Below are 16,082 nucleotides of genomic sequence, written 5' to 3'. Positions count from 1 at the left end.
AAATGAAACATCAGCCCATGGAAACCATCAAGAAAAACAAACATAACAGCGTTCCGATGCAGGAACTGATGCGACTGGCCGTAAAATTCAATGTATCGCTTCAAAAGGTGAAAGCAGCCATGTATACGCTCGGCCACGATCTGAAGGAGATCGAAGCCTGGTTCATGGCCCGGAAGCGGAAGCAGGAAGTGGACTATTCCTTGAATGATCCTTCCGGCATCTCCTGCGGCTGATGCGGATGATGGCTAACGTTCGCCGGGTTCTTCCCGCAGACGTTCATCCGTATACGTTATCTCCGTTTTGCCGTGCGGTTTGGGAATGCCCTTTTCATCTACGCTGACAAAAACGATCTTGTCTATCGTGAGGATCGACCGCTGCGTGATCTTGTTGCGTACTTCGCAGGTGAGTGTGATGGACGTACGCCCGAAATGCGTGGCTTTGATGCCCAGTTCCACGATATCGCCCTGGCGGGCGGAATTGATAAAATTGATCTCGGACATAAACTTTGTTACGCAACCGTTTGTTCCCAGCTGGATAATGGCATAGATCGCCGCCTCTTCATCGATCCAGCGCAGCAGGCTGCCGCCGAATAAAGTGCCGTGCGCATTCAGGTCTTCGGGTTTTACCCACTTCCTTGTATAAAAATTCATCGTCCGGAAATTTGGGCGAAATTAAACAAAATACAATGGAAATCTTTCTATACAGCGCAAGATACGGGTGGTGCATTTCCATGCCGCCTGTATCTTTGTTCCATGAACAACCTGTTGCCGGTGGATGGCGAAGCGGTTTTATATCCCGCGCTGTTCACACGCGAAGAAAGCGACCGTTATTTACAACTGTTACAGGAAACCATCAATTGGAAACAGGAACCTGTGACCCTGTTCGGGAAAACGGTGATGCAGCCGCGGCTCACAGCCTGGTATGGCGATGAAGGCAAAGCCTACAGCTATTCCGGAATCACCATGCATCCGCAACCATGGACGGATGCGCTGCTGGCCATCAAAGCCAGGGTGGAGGCCGCAGCCGGGCATGAATTCAACAGCGCTTTAATGAATTTTTACCGTAACGGGCAAGACAGCATGGGCTGGCACCGTGACAATGAAAGTTCGCTCGGGCTGAACCCCGTGATCGGTTCGGTGAGCTTTGGCGCGGTAAGGGAATTCCAGTTCCGCCATTATATGAACCGTTCGCTGAAACGCGCTGTGCTGCTCACACACGGCAGCGTGCTGATCATGGCGGGCGCCACGCAGCATTTCTGGCAGCACGCCCTCCCGAAAACGGCAAAGCCGCTTGGTGCGCGCATCAATATTACTTTCAGGAAAATCTGTTAGATCTCTACCCGCTTCCCGGTTTCCATGGAACGGTAGATGGCCTGCAATATCTTCACGTCCTGCCGGCCCATTTCGCCAGGCACTGGTGTGGGCCTGCCTTCCATGATCGCTTTCGCAAAATCGTCCATCTGGAGGGCCTGCTGGTTCACCTGCGGGAAATTCATCGGCCCTTTGGAGGTTTTGCCTTCGATGCCGGAATAGCCATATGCAGGCTCCAGTTCAAACCAGCCTTTCTCCGCTTCGGCGCGCAGGCGGTTCATGTATTCCGAATAGCTCGTGCGGCAATCTGCCGTAATGCCGCCTGGAAACTCCATTTGCCAGGTAAGCGATTCTTCCACGCTTTTGAACTTCACCGGGTCCTTTTTAGGGCCTTCTTTCGCAGTAACTGCTATGGGTTCCAGGCCGGTGGTGTAACGCGCTCCCTGCACGCAGTAAATGCCCACATCCATCAGCGGGCCGCCGCCTGCGAGCTGTTTATCCAGCCGCCAGCCTTCCGCGTCAGACATACCATCATCCGCCACCACATGTTTCAACGCGCCGAATTCCCGCTGCTCCCGCAGCCGCCTCATTTCCAGGTTGTGCGGCTCAAAGTGAAGCCTGTAGCCGATAGACAGCATCTTGCCCGCTTCCTTGCAGGCGGCTATCATCCTGTCGCATTCTTCCACGGTGATGGCCATCGGCTTTTCGCAGATCACATGCTTGCCTGCCCGGGCCGCCCGCACCACGTATTCCGCATGCATGGAGTTGGGCAGCACCACGTAAATGATGTCGATATCAGGGTTGTCCCTGATCTGGTCGAAAGTGCTGTAGTTATAGATGTCCTTATCCTTCAGCTTGTAGGCTTCCTTCCAGTCCTTCGCTTTCTGCGGCGTGCCCGTTACAATGCCCGCCAGGTAACAATGCTGCGTTTTCTGCAAGGCGGGAGCCAGCTGTCCGCCTGCGTACCCGCCCAAACCCACGAGCGCAATGCCCAGCTTTTTGGGAGGAACAGCAGCGGATGAACCGGGTAACGATGCAGCGGATTCGCTGCCGGAGGGGGAAAACATGGCCATGGATTCCATTCCGATGAAGGCCATGCCCATGCCCAGCGACGCCTGCCGGATAAAGTCCCTGCGCGAATATGAACCGTGTTGCATAATGCACTATTTAATCATGCCCCTGCTGTTTTACCAGCTTGTTGTAAATGCCGAAAAGCAGGAAAGGCGCGGCCCATTGCCCGATAAAAAGGCTCGCATGCTTGCGGCCAAGGCATTGCAGCGCCAGCGCCACGCTCATAGCGCCTACTGAAGCCCAGAGAAAAGCGTCGGAAGGCAGCTTCGCGGTTTGTTCTTCAATGGCTTCCGCTACGGGGCCTTCTGCATGTTCATCGATAATGTTAGTCTTCTTTGCCTTTGCCATAAAAAAGATTTAGTCGTTTTTATCAATACTGTATTCATTGTTCTCTTCGTCCTCGCTGCCGGTATCTTCCAGTTCGTCATCGTCTTCACTGCCGGGCACGTCCAGCTCCTCTCCTTCATTCAGCGGGTCGCCGTCCTCATCGGTCATGTCCACTTCCGCCTGGTGCATGCGCGTTTCTTCTTCATACGAGGGGTCGCGGGTGGCGGCGTCTTCCAGCGCATTACGCTCTTCTTCCGTCACATTGCTATCCCCTTCCGTGAGCGGCTCATTGTCGCTGCCGGTATCGGTTTCATTAAGATCATCGAGCAGGCCTTCGCCTTCCTCATCGGCGGACGAAGCGGTAGTATCGGCCAGCTCACCCATCGGGGCGGGCTTGATGTTTTCCTGGCCGGGTATGTCGTGCATCTGCGGCAGGTCCATTTTTGCGGGGTTGCCTTTCATGCGGTCCTCATCGCGTTTGTTGTCGGTTAGATCATTTCCCTTTGCCATGGTGTTATTTTTAATTAAGCGGGGAAAGAACCATGCCAGTCAAAAACAACAGGGGAAAGCGGGGTAATAATCGCGGCGGCGGGCGGGAATTGTAGAGATAATTACGCACCGGCAACCGGGTGGTGTGGAACGTTGTTGACCAGCAAAGCCGTCATTGCAAGGAGCAGCGGGGGATTTTGCGCGGGAGGGGCGACGAAGCGATCTCCAAATATTGCGTCTGTCAATTCAATGCAAGAGATTGCTTCGTCGCCCCCGCTTTAGCTCTACTGCTCCTCGCAATGACGGGCATTTTTCCGATATTTGAGGGGTTAATCAAAACAACGGTCCATGAAAAACATACTGCTGGCAACCCTGCTTGTGCTGATGATCCCCGTTTACTCCAAAGCCCAAAGCGCCGATGCCATTGCCGGTTTCTGGCTGAATGAAGAAAAGGATGCTAAGATCCAGGTCTACCGTAATGGCGACCAATTCAACGGGAAGATCGTATGGATCGCCAACCAGTTTGAAGCAGACGGCAAAACGCCCCGTAAAGACAGCAAGAACACCGATCCTTCCCTGCGCAGCCGCGGCATCCTTAACCTCGTGATATTGACCGGTTTTGAGTATGACGACGGCGAATGGGAAGACGGCAAGATCTACGACCCCAAAAGCGGCAAGACCTACAGCAGCAAAATGAAGCTGAAAGGCAATACCCTGGAGATCCGCGGGTATGTGGGCGTTTCCATGTTCGGGCGAACAACCGTGTGGACGAAGGCCCAATAAAGCGTAAAACATCCCGTTGCCCTGGTTAACCCCTTCCCGCCCCTTTCAACAATTCAACCCCTTAACTCAACAGTTCGGCCGAAAATCCATGGCCGGAGCCGTGCTTTCCCACATTTTTGTCCTTAAATGCCAGAGCATGAAACGTATCATAATCATATTAATCATGAGCGCGGTCTTTATCCAGCCACTGCTTGCCGGCAAACCTGCGGAAGAATTCAGGCTGGTGAAGCAATCGGAGAACATATTCCTCTACGAACGCTGGATCGCCGCCGGCAACGATGAGAAAGTGAGGGAGATCAAAGCCGTATTCCTCGTGCGGGCCAGCAGGGCCGGTCTTATCAGCCTGCTGAAAGACCCCGCCAAAGGCCGCGAATGGAACGTGAACGCCAAAGAATACCGCGTGCTGCCGCTTCCGGAAGCCAACCGCTGGATCAGCTATATCCAGTATGACATTCCCTGGCCTTTCGATAACCAGGACTGCTGCCTTGCCTTCCAGTGTACGGACAGCGAGGTGAGCTTTCAAAGCACGCAGCACAGCGCCTTCCCTCAAAAGTCCGGCATTATGCGCCTTTCCGGCACCAGGGGCAAATGGCTGCTGGAAAACATGCACTCCGGGAATGTGAAGGTCACCTATCTCATTACGACAGACAGGAGCCGGAAGATCCCGCGCTGGGTATCCGACCCGATCGTGCACAACAATCTCATCAAAACCATGTCGAAATTCAAAACACTGGCCGAACAATGAAATATACGCTCATCACCGGCGCCAGCTCAGGGCTGGGCAGGGAGTTTGCCATACAATGCGCCCGCATGGGCATGCACATCATCCTCATTGCGCTGCCCGGCGGCAATACCGCTTCGCTGGCGGAACAGCTGATGCTGGAGTATAAGGTGGACGTGCAGGTCTATGAATTCGATCTCACCGATACAGTTGAGCTGAGGGCCCATCTCGACGACATCATTTCAAACCATCCCGTCAATTTCCTGATCAACAATGCCGGGATCGGCGGAACGGCGGCCATTACAGACGCTTCCCTTGAAAAAATAGACCAGATCATCCTGTTGAACGTGCGCAGCACAGCGCTCATTACCCGGCAGCTGATACCGCATATGCTGCAGCATGAAAAGAGTTATATCATGAACATCTCCAGCATGGCGGCTTTTACGCCCATTGCGTACAAAACCGTGTACCCCGCATCCAAAGCTTTTATTTCCGTATTTTCACTGGGCCTGAAAGAAGAGCTGGCCGGTACCAACCTCTCCGTGAGCGTGGTGTATCCCGGCCCAATACTCACTAATTCAGGCACTTCGCGCAGGATCATCAGCCAGGGCCTGAAAGGCAAAATGGGCCTGCTGCCCACGCACGAAATAGCGCGGAAGGCCATCAGGATGACGCTGGCGGGATACCCCGTGATCATCCCCGGCGTCATGAACAGGATCAGCCATTTCCTGATGCAGCTGCTTCCCGCAGGACTGAAGCTCCGCCTCGTGTCCAGGGAAGTGAAAAAAGAAATCAGTTATTCGATATGACCAAAGTGCTGATCACAGGAGCCAACGGTTTCCTCGGCTCCAACCTTACGCGGGAAATGTACCGGCTGGGTTATGAAGTAAAAATACTGGTACGGCCCACCGCCGACCTCAAAGCGATTGCGGATATTCCCTGCGAAATATTCTCCGGCCGGCTGGACGATGCGGAACAGATGATGCAGGCCGTGGAAGGCTGCGACATAGTGGTGCATGCGGCCTGTATTACAGACCAGTGGGGCGTTTCCTTCGAAGAATATGAAAAGGTCAATTTCACCGGCACCCGTCATATTGTACAGGCATGCCTGCATCACAAGGTGCGGAAGCTCGTGTACGTGAGCACCGCCAACACCATCGGCCCTGGCAGCCGCGAGAAACCGGGAAACGAGCTGAACGGGTTTTCGCTTTTTAATGCCAATTCAGGTTATATCAACAGCAAATACCTCGCGCAGCAATACGTGCTGGAGCAGGTGGAACATGCCGGGCTGCCCGCCGTGATCGTGAACCCTACCTTCATGATCGGGCCGAATGACGTGAAGCCCAGTTCCGGCAAGCTGCTGCTCTACGGCGTCGGAAAAAGCATTTTGTTCTATCCGCCGGGCGGGAAAAATTTCGTGCATATCCAGGACGTATGCCGCGGGATCATCAGCGCGATCGGAAAGGGAAAAACGGGGGATTGTTATTTGCTGGCCGGCCAGAACCTCAGCTACCGGGAGTTCTTCAGGCTGGTAGACCGGGCGCAGCACCGGAAAACATTATTGGTAAGGATTCCTTCCTTTATATTAAAAACAGCCGGGATGGCCGGTTCCGTACTTGCCCGGCTCACCGGCCGCTCTCCCCGGCTCAATTATACCGCCGCATATCTCTTATGCCTGCAGAACTATTATTCAGGCCGCAAATCGGAACGGGAGCTGCAGCTGCAATACACGCCGGTGGAAACGGCGGTGAAGGACGCATTCTGCTGGTTTAGGGAAAATGCATACTTTTAATGAAGCGAACCAATGATATGGATTTCCAGAAGCACGACAAACTATTTACCAGCAAGCTTTTCCGTTATCTCACCAGGATACTGATCCTCTACATCCTCAGCACCATCTTCAAGTCGTTCGACCACAGCTTTGTTGAAGATATGCACGTGTGGAGCATGCGGGGCCACCTGTTCAGCCTGGTGTACGTCGTGTACGGGCTCATCGCCTGGGAAGGCGCCATCCGCCTCTCCGCCTGGGTGGAGCGGCATACAGGGCCCAGGAAGATCATTATCCTTGGCCTCAGCCTGCTGGCATACGGCATGTTAGCTTCCACCGGGTTCGGGTTCGTTTATTCCGCCTTCGACGTGCTTTTATTTAACCGGTACGAAGCCTGGGAAAGCGCCAGCAGCTTCAGTTACGACCTCAACTTCGGCACCTTCCTCTTTTACCTGCTCATCCTTACCTTCAACGGCATTATCTATTATTACAAAGGCTGGAAGGAATACCAGCTGCAAACGGAAAGGCTGATGCGTGAGAATATCCAGGCAAAATACGATGCGCTGCGCAACCAGATAGACCCGCATTTTTTCTTCAATTCCCTGAGCGTGCTCACCAACCTGGTATACAAAAGCCCGGATGTGGCCGCGGACTACATCACCCAGCTGGCCAAAACCTACCGCTATATCCTGGATAAAAAATTCGAGAACCTCGTGCCGGTGCAAACCGAGCTGGACTTCCTCGATTCTTATCTTTTCCTTATCCGCATCCGCCACCAGAACAGCATCCGCTTTTCGGCGGAAATAGATGAAAGGATCAGGACAAAAGGTTTGGTACCGCCCGCCACTTTGCAGCTGCTGGTGGAAAACGCCATCAAACACAACCGCTTTTCCTCCAACGACCCACTGCTGATCACGGTCAAAAGCGAAGGCGACGAACTCGTGATCACCAATAAAGTGCGGGCCAGGAGCAATCCCGAAACGCCCTCCGGCATCGGGCTGGAGAATATCCACAAAAGATACGAGCTGGCCATCGGCAGGGGCATACAGGTGTTCCCTTCCTACGACCTGTTCATTGTTAAAATACCGGTTATCCTGCAATCATGAAAGTAGTGATATTTGAAGATGAAGTGCATAACGCGGAACGGCTTATCCAGCTGATCCGGCAGTGCAACCCGGCCGTGGAAGTGCTTGCCATTATAGAATCCATCGCACAGGGCGCAGCCTGGCTGGCGGAAGAGCATCCCACGGACCTGATGTTCATGGACATCCAGCTGTCTGACGGCAATTGCTTTGAAATGTTCACCCATACCAAGGTGCAGACGCCGGTGATCTTCACCACGGCGTACGACGGCTTTGCCTTACAGGCTTTTAAGCTGAACAGCATCGATTACCTCATGAAACCCATTGAGCAGAAAGAGCTTTGCAACGCCCTGCAAAAATTCGAACAGTTCAGGCCCGCGCCCAATTACCAGGTGGACATCACGCGGATCGCCGCCGAGTTCCTGCGCCGCGACCATACCCGTTTTATCGGCCGCATCAACAACCAGCTCATTTATGTAAAAGCGAAAGATATAGCGTACCTCCAATTCTCCAAAGGCGTTACCTGGGCCACTACTTTCAGCCAGCAGCGCATGCCGCTGGATTATTCGCTGGACCAGATCGAGAAGCTGCTGGACAAACACGAATTTTTCCGTATCAACCGCCAGTTCATCATCCATATAGACGCCATTAAGAAGATCATGGCCTATTACAACAGCCGCCTCATCCTCCAGCTGGAACCCGCTGCGGGTGAGGATGTGATCATCAGCCGGGAAAGGGTGAACGATTTCAAGAGCTGGCTGGAAGGCGGGCGGGCATAATATTTTATTCTTTCACGCCCAACGCCCGCATCACCTCTGCCCGGTACTGCCGCCCAATGGGCAGCTCAAACTCCCCTACCTCAATGGCCGTGCTGTTGAACGAGCGTATCTTGTCCACCGCAATAATGTAGGAACGGTGGATGCGCAGGAACCTGCCTTCCGGGAGCTTTTCTTCCAGGTAGGTGATGCGCTGGTAAGTGATGATCTCTTTCTCCGTCGTTTTTACTTTCACATAATCCTTCAGGCTTTCGATGTAGAGGATATCCTTTTCGAACACCTTTACCATTTTTTTGTCGGCTTTCAGGTAAATGAAAGTATCCGCGGAAGCCCCTGTTGCTTGAGAAAGGAGCAGCGAAGGCAAGGCAGGAGCAGTTTCCTGCGCGGCGTGGTATTTATTGATGGCTACCAGGAAGCGTTCGAAGGGAACGGGCTTCAGCAGGTAGTCCAGCACATTCAGCTCAAAACCTTCGAGCGCATAATCGCGGAAGGCCGTGGTGAAGATCACTTTGGGGCGCTGCGGCAATGTTTTCAGGAAATCGATGCCGCTGAGCTTCGGCATTTGTATGTCGAGGAAAAGAAGGTCTACGCGGTTCTTTTGCAGGAACTTCAGGGCGTCTATCGCATTGTGGCAGGTGCCGGCGAGGCTGAGGGTATCCAGCTGGCTGATATAATTCACCAGCACTTCCACCGCCAGGGGTTCATCATCTACTACCAGGCATCTGATCTTGTTCATTCTTCCATTTTTATTTTAAGGTCCACGGTATAACGGCCCGGTTCTTTTTTCAACTCCAGCGTATGCGTGCCGGGGTACAGCAGGTGCAGGCGGCGCACTACGTTCTGCAGGCCGATGCCGTTCTTTTCCGCCGGAGCGGCGGGTTGCAGGATGCTGTCCGTATGACTGTTCTCCACTTTTACGCTCAGCATCCCGTCTTTCACCTTCACGTCTATCGTCACCCAAACGGCGTTGGTTTCGTTGCTCACGCCATGTTTGAAGGCGTTCTCCACGAAGGGGATCAGCAGCAGGGGCGCGATCCGCCGGCCGCTCACATCGCCGGACACATTAAACGAAACTTCCAGCGGCTGGCTGTAGCGGAGCTTTTCCAGCTCAACGTAATTACGGATGTGCGTGATCTCCTTATCCAGCGAAATACTGTCTGCTCGGGAGTCGTAGAGCATATAGCTCATCAGCTCCGACAGCTTCAGCACCACCCTCGATGCGGACGGGGAAGACTGCAGCGTAAGCGCGTAAAGATTGTTGAGCGTATTGAACAGGAAATGCGGATGCACCTGCGCTTTCAGGAAATTCAGCTCCGCTTCCAGCTTTTCCCTTACGGTTTCCTGGTGGCGCTGTTCCTGCGTGAACCATTGGGAGAATATTTTCACGACCAGCGTAAAAAGCAGCACCGGGCTGAGGAACCACAGCATGCCTTTGAAGATCATGTACCAGACGAATACGGACTCGCGGTAAGTGCTGTCCGGGTAAAACACCGGTTCGAACACCTTTTCCTGGATGAGGCGGTTGATCAGCGAGCCCGTAAAAAGCAGCAGGATGGCCAGCACAGCGTATGCAGCATATTTTTTCCTGAGAAAGAACCGGGGAAACAGCACGTACATGTTCACATAAGCCACCAGTATAGCCGCGGGCAGCCCGCCCAGCTCTTCCAGGAAATAGAAAAGCGTGCCCCGCTCCGCTTCGGCGTGCACGCCTGTGTTCATAAACAAATAACAGATCCAGAAAAGGATATGCGTGAGCAGGCGGTTATTGGCGATATAGTAGTGTTTCATCATCCGGTAACGCCCGAAATTAAGGATATTCTCCCATCCCCCGCCGCTATTCGACGAACGGCATAATTAAACCCGGTTTCGGCTTAAAAGCGGCGCAAAACGGCTTCTTTCCGCCTTATGCCATGCAGGAGCTGCCGTCAGGCTAAAACGCGGCCTGCGGGCCCTGCAATAGCTTTCTTTTGCTGCATAAAACCGTACAACTATGCGCATCGTTTTATGTTTATTATGCCTGTCCCTCGGCGCCCGGGCGCAGCAAAGGGATTCGCTTCCGGCTCCGAAAGTGCGGCAGCTGGAAGGCGTCAGCGTAACCAGCCAGAAGCCGGTGGTGGAAAGGAAACCCGGCAAAACCATCGTGAACGTGGACGCCCTGCTTTCCAACGCGGGCAGCAACGCGCTGGAAGTGCTGGAACAATCTCCCGGCGTGAAAGTGGATAACGATATCATCAGCCTGAAAGGCAAACAGGGCGTAACGGTGTTCATAGACGGCAAACCCGCTTACCTGGAGGGGTCGGAGCTGGCCAACTACCTCAAATCCCTGCCGGCCTCCATCCTGGACAAGATCGAGATCATGCCCAACCCGCTCGCGGGCTTTGATGCAGCGGGCAACGGCGGCGTTATCAATATCACGCTTAAAAAAGGAAAGAACCAGGGCTTCAACGGCAATGTAAGTAGCGACAACACACAGGGCCGCTACACCCGCGTTTCCCAGAGCGCCAATCTCAATTACCGTAGCAGCCGGCTGAACCTGTACGGCAACTTCTACAACTACAACGGCGCCGCCTTTTCAGATTTTTCCAGCGAAAGACATTATACAGACCGTTCCGTTTCACAAACCAGCTTCAACAAAATGACGTACGACCAGATACTGGTGAAGGTGGGCGCAGATTACACGCTGACGCCCAAAACCACGATCGGCGGCGCCGTCACCTACAATTATTTCTACCGCGGCGAAGACGCGCGGCCGGAAACGCGGCAGTCGTATAAATCACAGGCTCAGGATACGATCATTTCGGCAGACAACCAGTCTTCGCGCAACCATCACAACACCTTCGCCAATATTTACCTGAACCGCCGGCTGGATAGCGGCGGGCATGAGATATCCGCCGATCTCGATTATATCTCCTTCAATCAAAAGAACAGCTTTCGCAACTACAGCGTCAACAAGCCGGGCGATCAACCTGAAGAACTGTCCGGCCTGCAGCCTTTCAACATCAACATCTTCACCTTTAAAACCGATTACCGGCGCCCCTTCCGCAATGGCACAAAGCTTGAGGCCGGCTACAAATCCTCTTTCATGGAAACGGCGAACCGCGCCGTGTATGCCGGCAACCGGCCGGAGTTCGATCTCATACAACCTTTTAATTACCGCGAGCATATCCATGCGGGATACGCCAGCTACCAGGGCGCCTTCCGCCAGCTCTCCTACCAGCTGGGCCTCCGCCTGGAACATACGGATACCAAAGGAAACCAGCCCGCATCAAAAGACGGGAAGGACAGCACTTTCACCCGCAGCTACACCCAGCTGTTCCCCACGCTGTTCCTCACCTACAAAACCGGCGAGCACCAGCTGACCCTCGCATTGGGCAGGCGCATAGACCGGCCCGGCTATGCAGACCTCACGCCCTACGCCTCTCCCCGCGACCGTTTTACCTACGACCAGGGAAACCCCGCGCTGCAGCCGCAGTTCTCCGTCAACACCGAACTCTCCTACATCTTCCGCAACACCTACACCGCCTCCGTTTTCCACAACCGCCTGCGCAACGGGATAGATGCTACCATCGAGGTGCGGGACAATATATTCTACCGCCGCCCTCAAAACATCGGCAACAGGACCATCACCGGCTTCTCGCTGGACGCGACGATGAAACCCGCGCCCTGGTGGACCTTCAATCCTGCCGTGGTTTACACGAACGCCACCACCGGCACTTCCCTCTACGGCCAGAACATCCGTTTCACGGCGGATAACTGGGAGCTTAGCGCCATCCAGCAGTTCAATTTCCTGAAGACCTGGAGCGCGGAGATCAACACCGGCTACATTTCACCACAGGCTTACGCACAATTCACGCAGGCCGCCACCTGGCACATTCATGCCGGCATCGGCAAAAAGATCCTGCGCAACAACGGCACCATCAAGCTGAACGTACGGGATGCGGCATATACGCGGGTGGACCGGCAGGACTACAACCGGCTGAGCGGCGTTACAGGCTTTAACTCCCGCAGGTGGGACACGCGCAACATCACCCTCCTTTTCAGCTACCGCTTCAGCAAAGGCGACAAAAATGCCCGCCCTGGCCGCGATGCAGGCGCAACAGAAGAAAACCGGCGGCTGGGGCAACCGGAATAAAAAAAGCCGGGCGAAACGCTCGCCCGGCCGGTATTCTACCGTTAATGACTGTATGTTTGGTTATACAATGTATTTCACTGCCATGAAGGAGATTGCTTCGTCGCCCCTCCCGCATTGGCCCTGCTGCTCCCCGCAATGACGGGCTTTATTTTTCCACAGGAATGAACAGCACCGCATCGGCCACTATCGCTCCATCCGCACCAGCGTTGGATATCTCCACATATGCTTTATTCCCTTTGCCGAAAGCGTAGCTTCCCAGCTCCACCCATTCGCCGGAGGTTTGTCCTTCCACGCGTACAGATGCTGCCGTGTAAGGCACTTTCTGCTCTTTTTTACCGTCGAACACAGTGATCTGCGTGCTGGACGAAAGGCCGGGAACCTTGGGTACGTAAGTGTACACTTTGTAAGTGCCCGCCCTCAGCACATCGGGCGTGAAACGCACGGATCCTTGCTGGCCGCCTTTTTCCGCCTGGAAGAACGATGGGCCGTAAGCGCCTCTTTTCTCCTGTTTCCAGTCGCCTTTTTTCACCACATGCGTCGCATCATCATTGTCTACCAGTATTTCCGCAGTGCGGTTGCTCGCCAGGGGGCGGGCGGTCAGCTCACGCTGCAATTTCGCGATATCCACTTTTTGCACGGAAGTTTTATGGTCGATCGCCGCAACAGCCGCCGTGGCAGAAGACTGCGCCAGCACCATGAACACCGGTTCCATGCGGATGGAGCCATAAGCGATATGCGTGGCGGACAGGCAAACCGGCACCAGCAGGTTCTCGCAATCCTCCGCTTTCGGGATGATGGAGCGGTAGCTGATAGGATAAGGGCCAAAGCCGCCTATCTGCACATCGCCTTCATTTTTCACCATGCCGTTTTGCACAATGCGCTGACAGTTGTGGGAATCCATAGTGTAAGCGGCCATGCCTACGCCGTCTTTCACCACTTCCTTCCCTTCGCAGTTGGCCTGTGTCATTACGTATGCGCCTACCATGCGGCGCGCTTCGCGCACGTACATCTGCGGGCTCCAGTTGCCGAAGTCCTGGTATTCATCTTTCGGGTAACCCCATTTGAGCATGGCGTCGCGCAGGTGCTGCGGCATGCGGGGATCGTGGCCGATGAAGTAGAGCAGGCCCTTGTTATAGAGCTCGTGCTCTTTGGTGATCTTTTCGCGGGTGGCGTAGTCTGCCTCAGGATAGTTGTAGTTCATGCCGATCATGTCCGTGGAGAACGCGCCGTTGTTGTTGATGTCCGTTTTATGATTGGGCATGAGGTCGAACTTGAGGATGCCGTTGAGGTTGCCGGGCCTGGTTTTCTCTACCACGCGCAGCAGCAGCTCGTACCGCGCCGGATCGTAGCCTTCCGGCTGCGTGATGGGGATCATATTATCCGGCTGGTTGCTGAGGCATATCCTGAAATTATAGGCCTGCACTTTTTTGTCGCCAGCGCCCTGCTCGGCCATCGGTTCAGCGCTAATGCCCCACAGCAGGCCGCTTTCGGGTTTGCCGGGCACTTTGTAAGGGTCCACGCCGTCGGGGAACTGGTGTTTGTTGCGCAGCTGCACGCCGTTGTAGGTTTCGTTGTACTGTGCGTTGGCCTCACGGCCTACCGTATACGAAACGCCGGCTTTGGCCATGAGGTCGCCTTCGTAGGTACAATCTATGAACATCTTCGCGCGGATCACGGAATGTTTGGCCGCGCCGCCTGTGGAAGATTCAAGCTGGATCTCGGTGATCCTGCCGCCGGTTTTCTGCGCGCCGGCCAGGCGATGCTGGTACAGCACTTCCACGCCCGCTTCGCGGATGTATTCCTGGAAAGTGCGCTCTGCCACGCCGGGTTCGAATATCCACTGCTCGAACTTGCCGTAATGCGTGCCGATGCGGCGGTAGAAATCGCGGGAAATGCCAGTGATGGCGTACTTATTCCCGATATCGGTATAGCCCAGGCCGCCGGAAGTAAGGCCGCCGAGGCGTTTGCCCGGTTCAATGAGCAAAACGGTCTTGTTCAGTTTCTTCGCGGTGTAAGCGGCAATCACGCCGGCGGAAGAACCGCCGTACACGCAAATGTCCACCTCCCGCACGGATTGCGCGGAAACTCCGGCGGAAATTACCGCCAGGCATAGAATTAATAACAATCTTAGTTTCATCATGCTTGTAAATTTTAGTAACCGGGATTCTGGTCTTTTACCGGGTCTATCGCTTTGTTGTAGTTGTATTCAGTAGTGGGAATCGGCCACAGCAGGTGCTTTTGCTGAACGGTTTTACCCTTCACCGCCTGGATCACCTGCGCGGCAATGCCCAGGCGCTTCAGATCGGGCCAGCGTTTGGCCTCGGAACAGTTTTCATATCCCCTCTCCTTCACCACTAGGTCAATGAAAGCCTGCTTGGAGCTGTAGTCCGCCAGCTTAAAATCCACTGTGGGATCGGCTACCAGCGGGTCTTTGCCATAAGCCCTGCGGCGCACCATGTTCAGTTTTTCCATCGCGTCCGCCGTGGGGGCGCCACCCGCCTGGGCTACGCATTCGGCGTAAAACATCAGCACATCGGCATAGCGGTACATGGGATAATCGTTTCCGCCGCTGGTAGTAGTGGTCTTGTCGCTGAACTTACGGTTGAGGATCGTGGTGGGCCCCAGGCCGAAAGTTTGCGGATACCAGTTAAAAGTATAACGCAAATCGTTTTTATCCCAGTTTTTGATGAAACTATTCTGCTCTGAATCGCTGTAAAAGGTATAAAACCCGCCGGGAGGATAATAGATGGTGCCGGGGTAATGTGCATACTGCGGGTAAGAAAAGCCTTGACCGGAGGGCGTCCTGGAATATTTGACGTAAAATATCTCCTCCGGCGACGACTGTACGTCCGGCCCGAATAATTTGTCAAAATCTTCAGGCACGGCAACCTTTACAAGTGAGTATTTATTGGAGCTGATCACTTCCAATGCCTTAACCCTGGCGTCGGCGTAACGGTGCAGGTTCATCAGCACGTCCGTCAGCACGGTTTTGGCGACCAGTTTATTCGGCGTGCCGCTCAGGCGGGCCGCGTCGGGCAGGTTCTGTTCCGCGTATTGCAGGTCGCCCAGGATAAAGGCATACACTTCTTCTTTCGTATTCTTTTTCAGGTTAATGGAATCCATGTTGAATTCCGTGCGGATAGGCACGCCGGCCCAGTTGCGCACCAGGTAAAAATACCAGAGTCCCCGCAGGAAACGCGCTTCGGCGATGTAACGCTGTTTGTCCGCGTCAGACAGCTGGGTGCCGCCGGGCGTTTTCTGGATCACGATATTGGCGTTGCGGATGGCCTGGTAAAAGGTTTCCCACATGCCGCCCACGCGGGTAATATTCGTATTATCCAGCCCGGTATAATCGTTCAGCGGCGCATGGCTGCCGCGGCCGTACATGTATTCTGTATAGATCTCCATCTGGCACTGGAAAAGGGCGCCGAGGTTGCCGCTGCCGCGTACAGGCTGGTAAATGGCATTCAGCCCCGCCTCCACTTCAGCCGGGGTATTGTAAAAAAGCTCCGCCGCAATGGACTTCGGTTTCTCTTCCAGCATTTTCGTACAGGAAACCAGCAGCAGGCAGGAAAATATGATGAGCAATGACTGTTTCATTCTATAATGATTAGCGTAAAGAA

The 16,082-nt window shown here is 54.3% G+C and carries 17 protein-coding genes; 9 read left to right on the top strand and 8 right to left on the bottom strand.

What is annotated here, in order from left to right; genetic code table 11:
- The first annotated feature begins 2 nt into the window (after nucleotides 1-2).
- A complete protein-coding gene (locus ACTJIK_RS22455) occupies nucleotides 3-233 on the top strand; it encodes a hypothetical protein (protein WP_440649783.1) in 231 nt (76 codons plus the stop codon).
- Between the two features lie 12 nt (nucleotides 234-245).
- Here ACTJIK_RS22455 and ACTJIK_RS22450 read toward each other — a convergent pair whose 3' ends face one another.
- Nucleotides 246-650, bottom strand: a complete 405-nt coding sequence (locus tag ACTJIK_RS22450) for an acyl-CoA thioesterase (protein WP_440649782.1) — start codon at nucleotides 648-650, stop codon at nucleotides 246-248.
- A 102-nt stretch (nucleotides 651-752) separates the two neighbouring features.
- Here ACTJIK_RS22450 and ACTJIK_RS22445 point away from each other — a divergent pair, with 102 nt between their 5' ends.
- On the top strand, nucleotides 753-1,331 hold the full coding sequence (locus tag ACTJIK_RS22445) for an alpha-ketoglutarate-dependent dioxygenase AlkB family protein (protein ID WP_440649781.1): 579 nt from the start codon (nucleotides 753-755) through the stop codon (nucleotides 1,329-1,331).
- On the opposite strand, the gene ACTJIK_RS22440 is transcribed toward ACTJIK_RS22445, so the two are convergent.
- The 3 genes from ACTJIK_RS22440 to ACTJIK_RS22430 are packed head-to-tail and all read right to left on the bottom strand — an operon-like array spanning nucleotide 1,328 to nucleotide 3,218.
- Nucleotides 1,328-2,467, bottom strand: coding sequence for a Gfo/Idh/MocA family protein (locus ACTJIK_RS22440; RefSeq protein WP_440649780.1), 1,140 nt, complete (start codon nucleotides 2,465-2,467; stop codon nucleotides 1,328-1,330). The two genes, ACTJIK_RS22445 and ACTJIK_RS22440, sit on opposite strands and share 4 nt — an antisense overlap.
- 10 nt (nucleotides 2,468-2,477) lie before the next feature.
- Nucleotides 2,478-2,729 (bottom strand): hypothetical protein, encoded by a 252-nt coding sequence (locus tag ACTJIK_RS22435; protein WP_440649779.1) that lies wholly within the window; start codon nucleotides 2,727-2,729, stop codon nucleotides 2,478-2,480.
- 9 nt (nucleotides 2,730-2,738) lie between these two features.
- Nucleotides 2,739-3,218, bottom strand: coding sequence for a hypothetical protein (locus tag ACTJIK_RS22430; protein WP_440649778.1), 480 nt, complete (start codon nucleotides 3,216-3,218; stop codon nucleotides 2,739-2,741).
- A gap of 327 nt (nucleotides 3,219-3,545) precedes the next feature.
- On the opposite strand from ACTJIK_RS22430, the gene ACTJIK_RS22425 reads away from it, so the two are divergent.
- From ACTJIK_RS22425 to ACTJIK_RS22400, 6 genes are all read left to right on the top strand, one after another.
- Entirely contained in the window at nucleotides 3,546-3,980 is a 435-nt protein-coding gene (locus ACTJIK_RS22425) for a DUF2147 domain-containing protein (protein WP_440649777.1), read from the top strand.
- A 136-nt stretch (nucleotides 3,981-4,116) separates the two neighbouring features.
- Nucleotides 4,117-4,725: an START domain-containing protein gene (locus ACTJIK_RS22420; protein WP_440649776.1), complete on the top strand. Its 609-nt coding sequence runs from the start codon at nucleotides 4,117-4,119 to the stop codon at nucleotides 4,723-4,725.
- Entirely contained in the window at nucleotides 4,722-5,510 is a 789-nt protein-coding gene (locus ACTJIK_RS22415; protein ID WP_440649775.1) for an SDR family NAD(P)-dependent oxidoreductase, read from the top strand. The genes ACTJIK_RS22420 and ACTJIK_RS22415 overlap by 4 nt, the downstream gene beginning before the upstream one ends.
- A complete protein-coding gene (locus tag ACTJIK_RS22410) occupies nucleotides 5,507-6,493 on the top strand; it encodes an NAD-dependent epimerase/dehydratase family protein (protein WP_440649774.1) in 987 nt (328 codons plus the stop codon). The genes ACTJIK_RS22415 and ACTJIK_RS22410 overlap by 4 nt, the downstream gene beginning before the upstream one ends.
- Nucleotides 6,493-7,575: a sensor histidine kinase gene (locus tag ACTJIK_RS22405; protein ID WP_440649773.1), complete on the top strand. Its 1,083-nt coding sequence runs from the start codon at nucleotides 6,493-6,495 to the stop codon at nucleotides 7,573-7,575. Before ACTJIK_RS22410 ends, ACTJIK_RS22405 begins: the two co-directional genes overlap by 1 nt.
- Nucleotides 7,572-8,330 carry a LytR/AlgR family response regulator transcription factor gene (locus ACTJIK_RS22400; protein ID WP_440649772.1) on the top strand — a complete coding sequence of 253 codons (759 nt, stop codon included), beginning with the start codon at nucleotides 7,572-7,574 and terminating at the stop codon, nucleotides 8,328-8,330. The genes ACTJIK_RS22405 and ACTJIK_RS22400 overlap by 4 nt, the downstream gene beginning before the upstream one ends.
- A gap of 4 nt (nucleotides 8,331-8,334) precedes the next feature.
- Here the strand turns inward: ACTJIK_RS22400 and ACTJIK_RS22395 are convergent, their stop codons facing one another.
- Both ACTJIK_RS22395 and ACTJIK_RS22390 read right to left on the bottom strand, forming a co-directional pair.
- Nucleotides 8,335-9,063, bottom strand: coding sequence for a LytR/AlgR family response regulator transcription factor (locus ACTJIK_RS22395; RefSeq protein ID WP_440649771.1), 729 nt, complete (start codon nucleotides 9,061-9,063; stop codon nucleotides 8,335-8,337).
- Nucleotides 9,060-10,118: a sensor histidine kinase gene (locus ACTJIK_RS22390; RefSeq protein WP_440649770.1), complete on the bottom strand. Its 1,059-nt coding sequence runs from the start codon at nucleotides 10,116-10,118 to the stop codon at nucleotides 9,060-9,062. The genes ACTJIK_RS22395 and ACTJIK_RS22390 overlap by 4 nt, the downstream gene beginning before the upstream one ends.
- A gap of 199 nt (nucleotides 10,119-10,317) precedes the next feature.
- Here ACTJIK_RS22390 and ACTJIK_RS22385 point away from each other — a divergent pair, with 199 nt between their 5' ends.
- Complete coding sequence (locus ACTJIK_RS22385) at nucleotides 10,318-12,459, top strand: outer membrane beta-barrel protein (RefSeq protein WP_440649769.1); 2,142 nt, start codon at nucleotides 10,318-10,320, stop codon at nucleotides 12,457-12,459.
- 145 nt (nucleotides 12,460-12,604) lie between these two features.
- Here the strand turns inward: ACTJIK_RS22385 and ACTJIK_RS22380 are convergent, their stop codons facing one another.
- The gene (locus tag ACTJIK_RS22380; RefSeq protein ID WP_440649768.1) at nucleotides 12,605-14,599 is read right to left on the bottom strand and encodes an FAD-dependent oxidoreductase; all 1,995 of its coding nucleotides are present in this window, start codon (nucleotides 14,597-14,599) and stop codon (nucleotides 12,605-12,607) included.
- 11 nt (nucleotides 14,600-14,610) lie between these two features.
- Nucleotides 14,611-16,059 carry a RagB/SusD family nutrient uptake outer membrane protein gene (locus ACTJIK_RS22375; protein WP_440649767.1) on the bottom strand — a complete coding sequence of 483 codons (1,449 nt, stop codon included), beginning with the start codon at nucleotides 16,057-16,059 and terminating at the stop codon, nucleotides 14,611-14,613.
- Nucleotides 16,060-16,082: the final 23 nt, after the last annotated feature.

It is taken from the genome of Chitinophaga sp. 22620 (assembly GCF_052044405.1).
Classification (GTDB): domain Bacteria; phylum Bacteroidota; class Bacteroidia; order Chitinophagales; family Chitinophagaceae; genus Chitinophaga.
Note: the sequence above shows the minus strand (reverse complement) of the source record. Positions and strands in the feature narration are given on the sequence as shown.

Bases quoted from the DNA above. Each gene is read 5' to 3' on its own strand.
- ACTJIK_RS22455 (WP_440649783.1), top strand. From the start codon at position 3: ATGAAACATCAGCCCATGGAAACCATCAAGAAAAACAAACATAACAGC.
- ACTJIK_RS22450 (WP_440649782.1), bottom strand. From the start codon at position 650: ATGAATTTTTATACAAGGAAGTGGGTAAAACCCGAAGACCTGAATGCG.
- ACTJIK_RS22445 (WP_440649781.1), top strand. From the start codon at position 753: ATGAACAACCTGTTGCCGGTGGATGGCGAAGCGGTTTTATATCCCGCG.
- ACTJIK_RS22440 (WP_440649780.1), bottom strand. From the start codon at position 2,467: ATGCAACACGGTTCATATTCGCGCAGGGACTTTATCCGGCAGGCGTCG.
- ACTJIK_RS22435 (WP_440649779.1), bottom strand. From the start codon at position 2,729: ATGGCAAAGGCAAAGAAGACTAACATTATCGATGAACATGCAGAAGGC.
- ACTJIK_RS22430 (WP_440649778.1), bottom strand. From the start codon at position 3,218: ATGGCAAAGGGAAATGATCTAACCGACAACAAACGCGATGAGGACCGC.
- ACTJIK_RS22425 (WP_440649777.1), top strand. From the start codon at position 3,546: ATGAAAAACATACTGCTGGCAACCCTGCTTGTGCTGATGATCCCCGTT.
- ACTJIK_RS22420 (WP_440649776.1), top strand. From the start codon at position 4,117: ATGAAACGTATCATAATCATATTAATCATGAGCGCGGTCTTTATCCAG.
- ACTJIK_RS22415 (WP_440649775.1), top strand. From the start codon at position 4,722: ATGAAATATACGCTCATCACCGGCGCCAGCTCAGGGCTGGGCAGGGAG.
- ACTJIK_RS22410 (WP_440649774.1), top strand. From the start codon at position 5,507: ATGACCAAAGTGCTGATCACAGGAGCCAACGGTTTCCTCGGCTCCAAC.
- ACTJIK_RS22405 (WP_440649773.1), top strand. From the start codon at position 6,493: ATGAAGCGAACCAATGATATGGATTTCCAGAAGCACGACAAACTATTT.
- ACTJIK_RS22400 (WP_440649772.1), top strand. From the start codon at position 7,572: ATGAAAGTAGTGATATTTGAAGATGAAGTGCATAACGCGGAACGGCTT.
- ACTJIK_RS22395 (WP_440649771.1), bottom strand. From the start codon at position 9,063: ATGAACAAGATCAGATGCCTGGTAGTAGATGATGAACCCCTGGCGGTG.
- ACTJIK_RS22390 (WP_440649770.1), bottom strand. From the start codon at position 10,118: ATGATGAAACACTACTATATCGCCAATAACCGCCTGCTCACGCATATC.
- ACTJIK_RS22385 (WP_440649769.1), top strand. From the start codon at position 10,318: ATGCGCATCGTTTTATGTTTATTATGCCTGTCCCTCGGCGCCCGGGCG.
- ACTJIK_RS22380 (WP_440649768.1), bottom strand. From the start codon at position 14,599: ATGATGAAACTAAGATTGTTATTAATTCTATGCCTGGCGGTAATTTCC.
- ACTJIK_RS22375 (WP_440649767.1), bottom strand. From the start codon at position 16,059: ATGAAACAGTCATTGCTCATCATATTTTCCTGCCTGCTGCTGGTTTCC.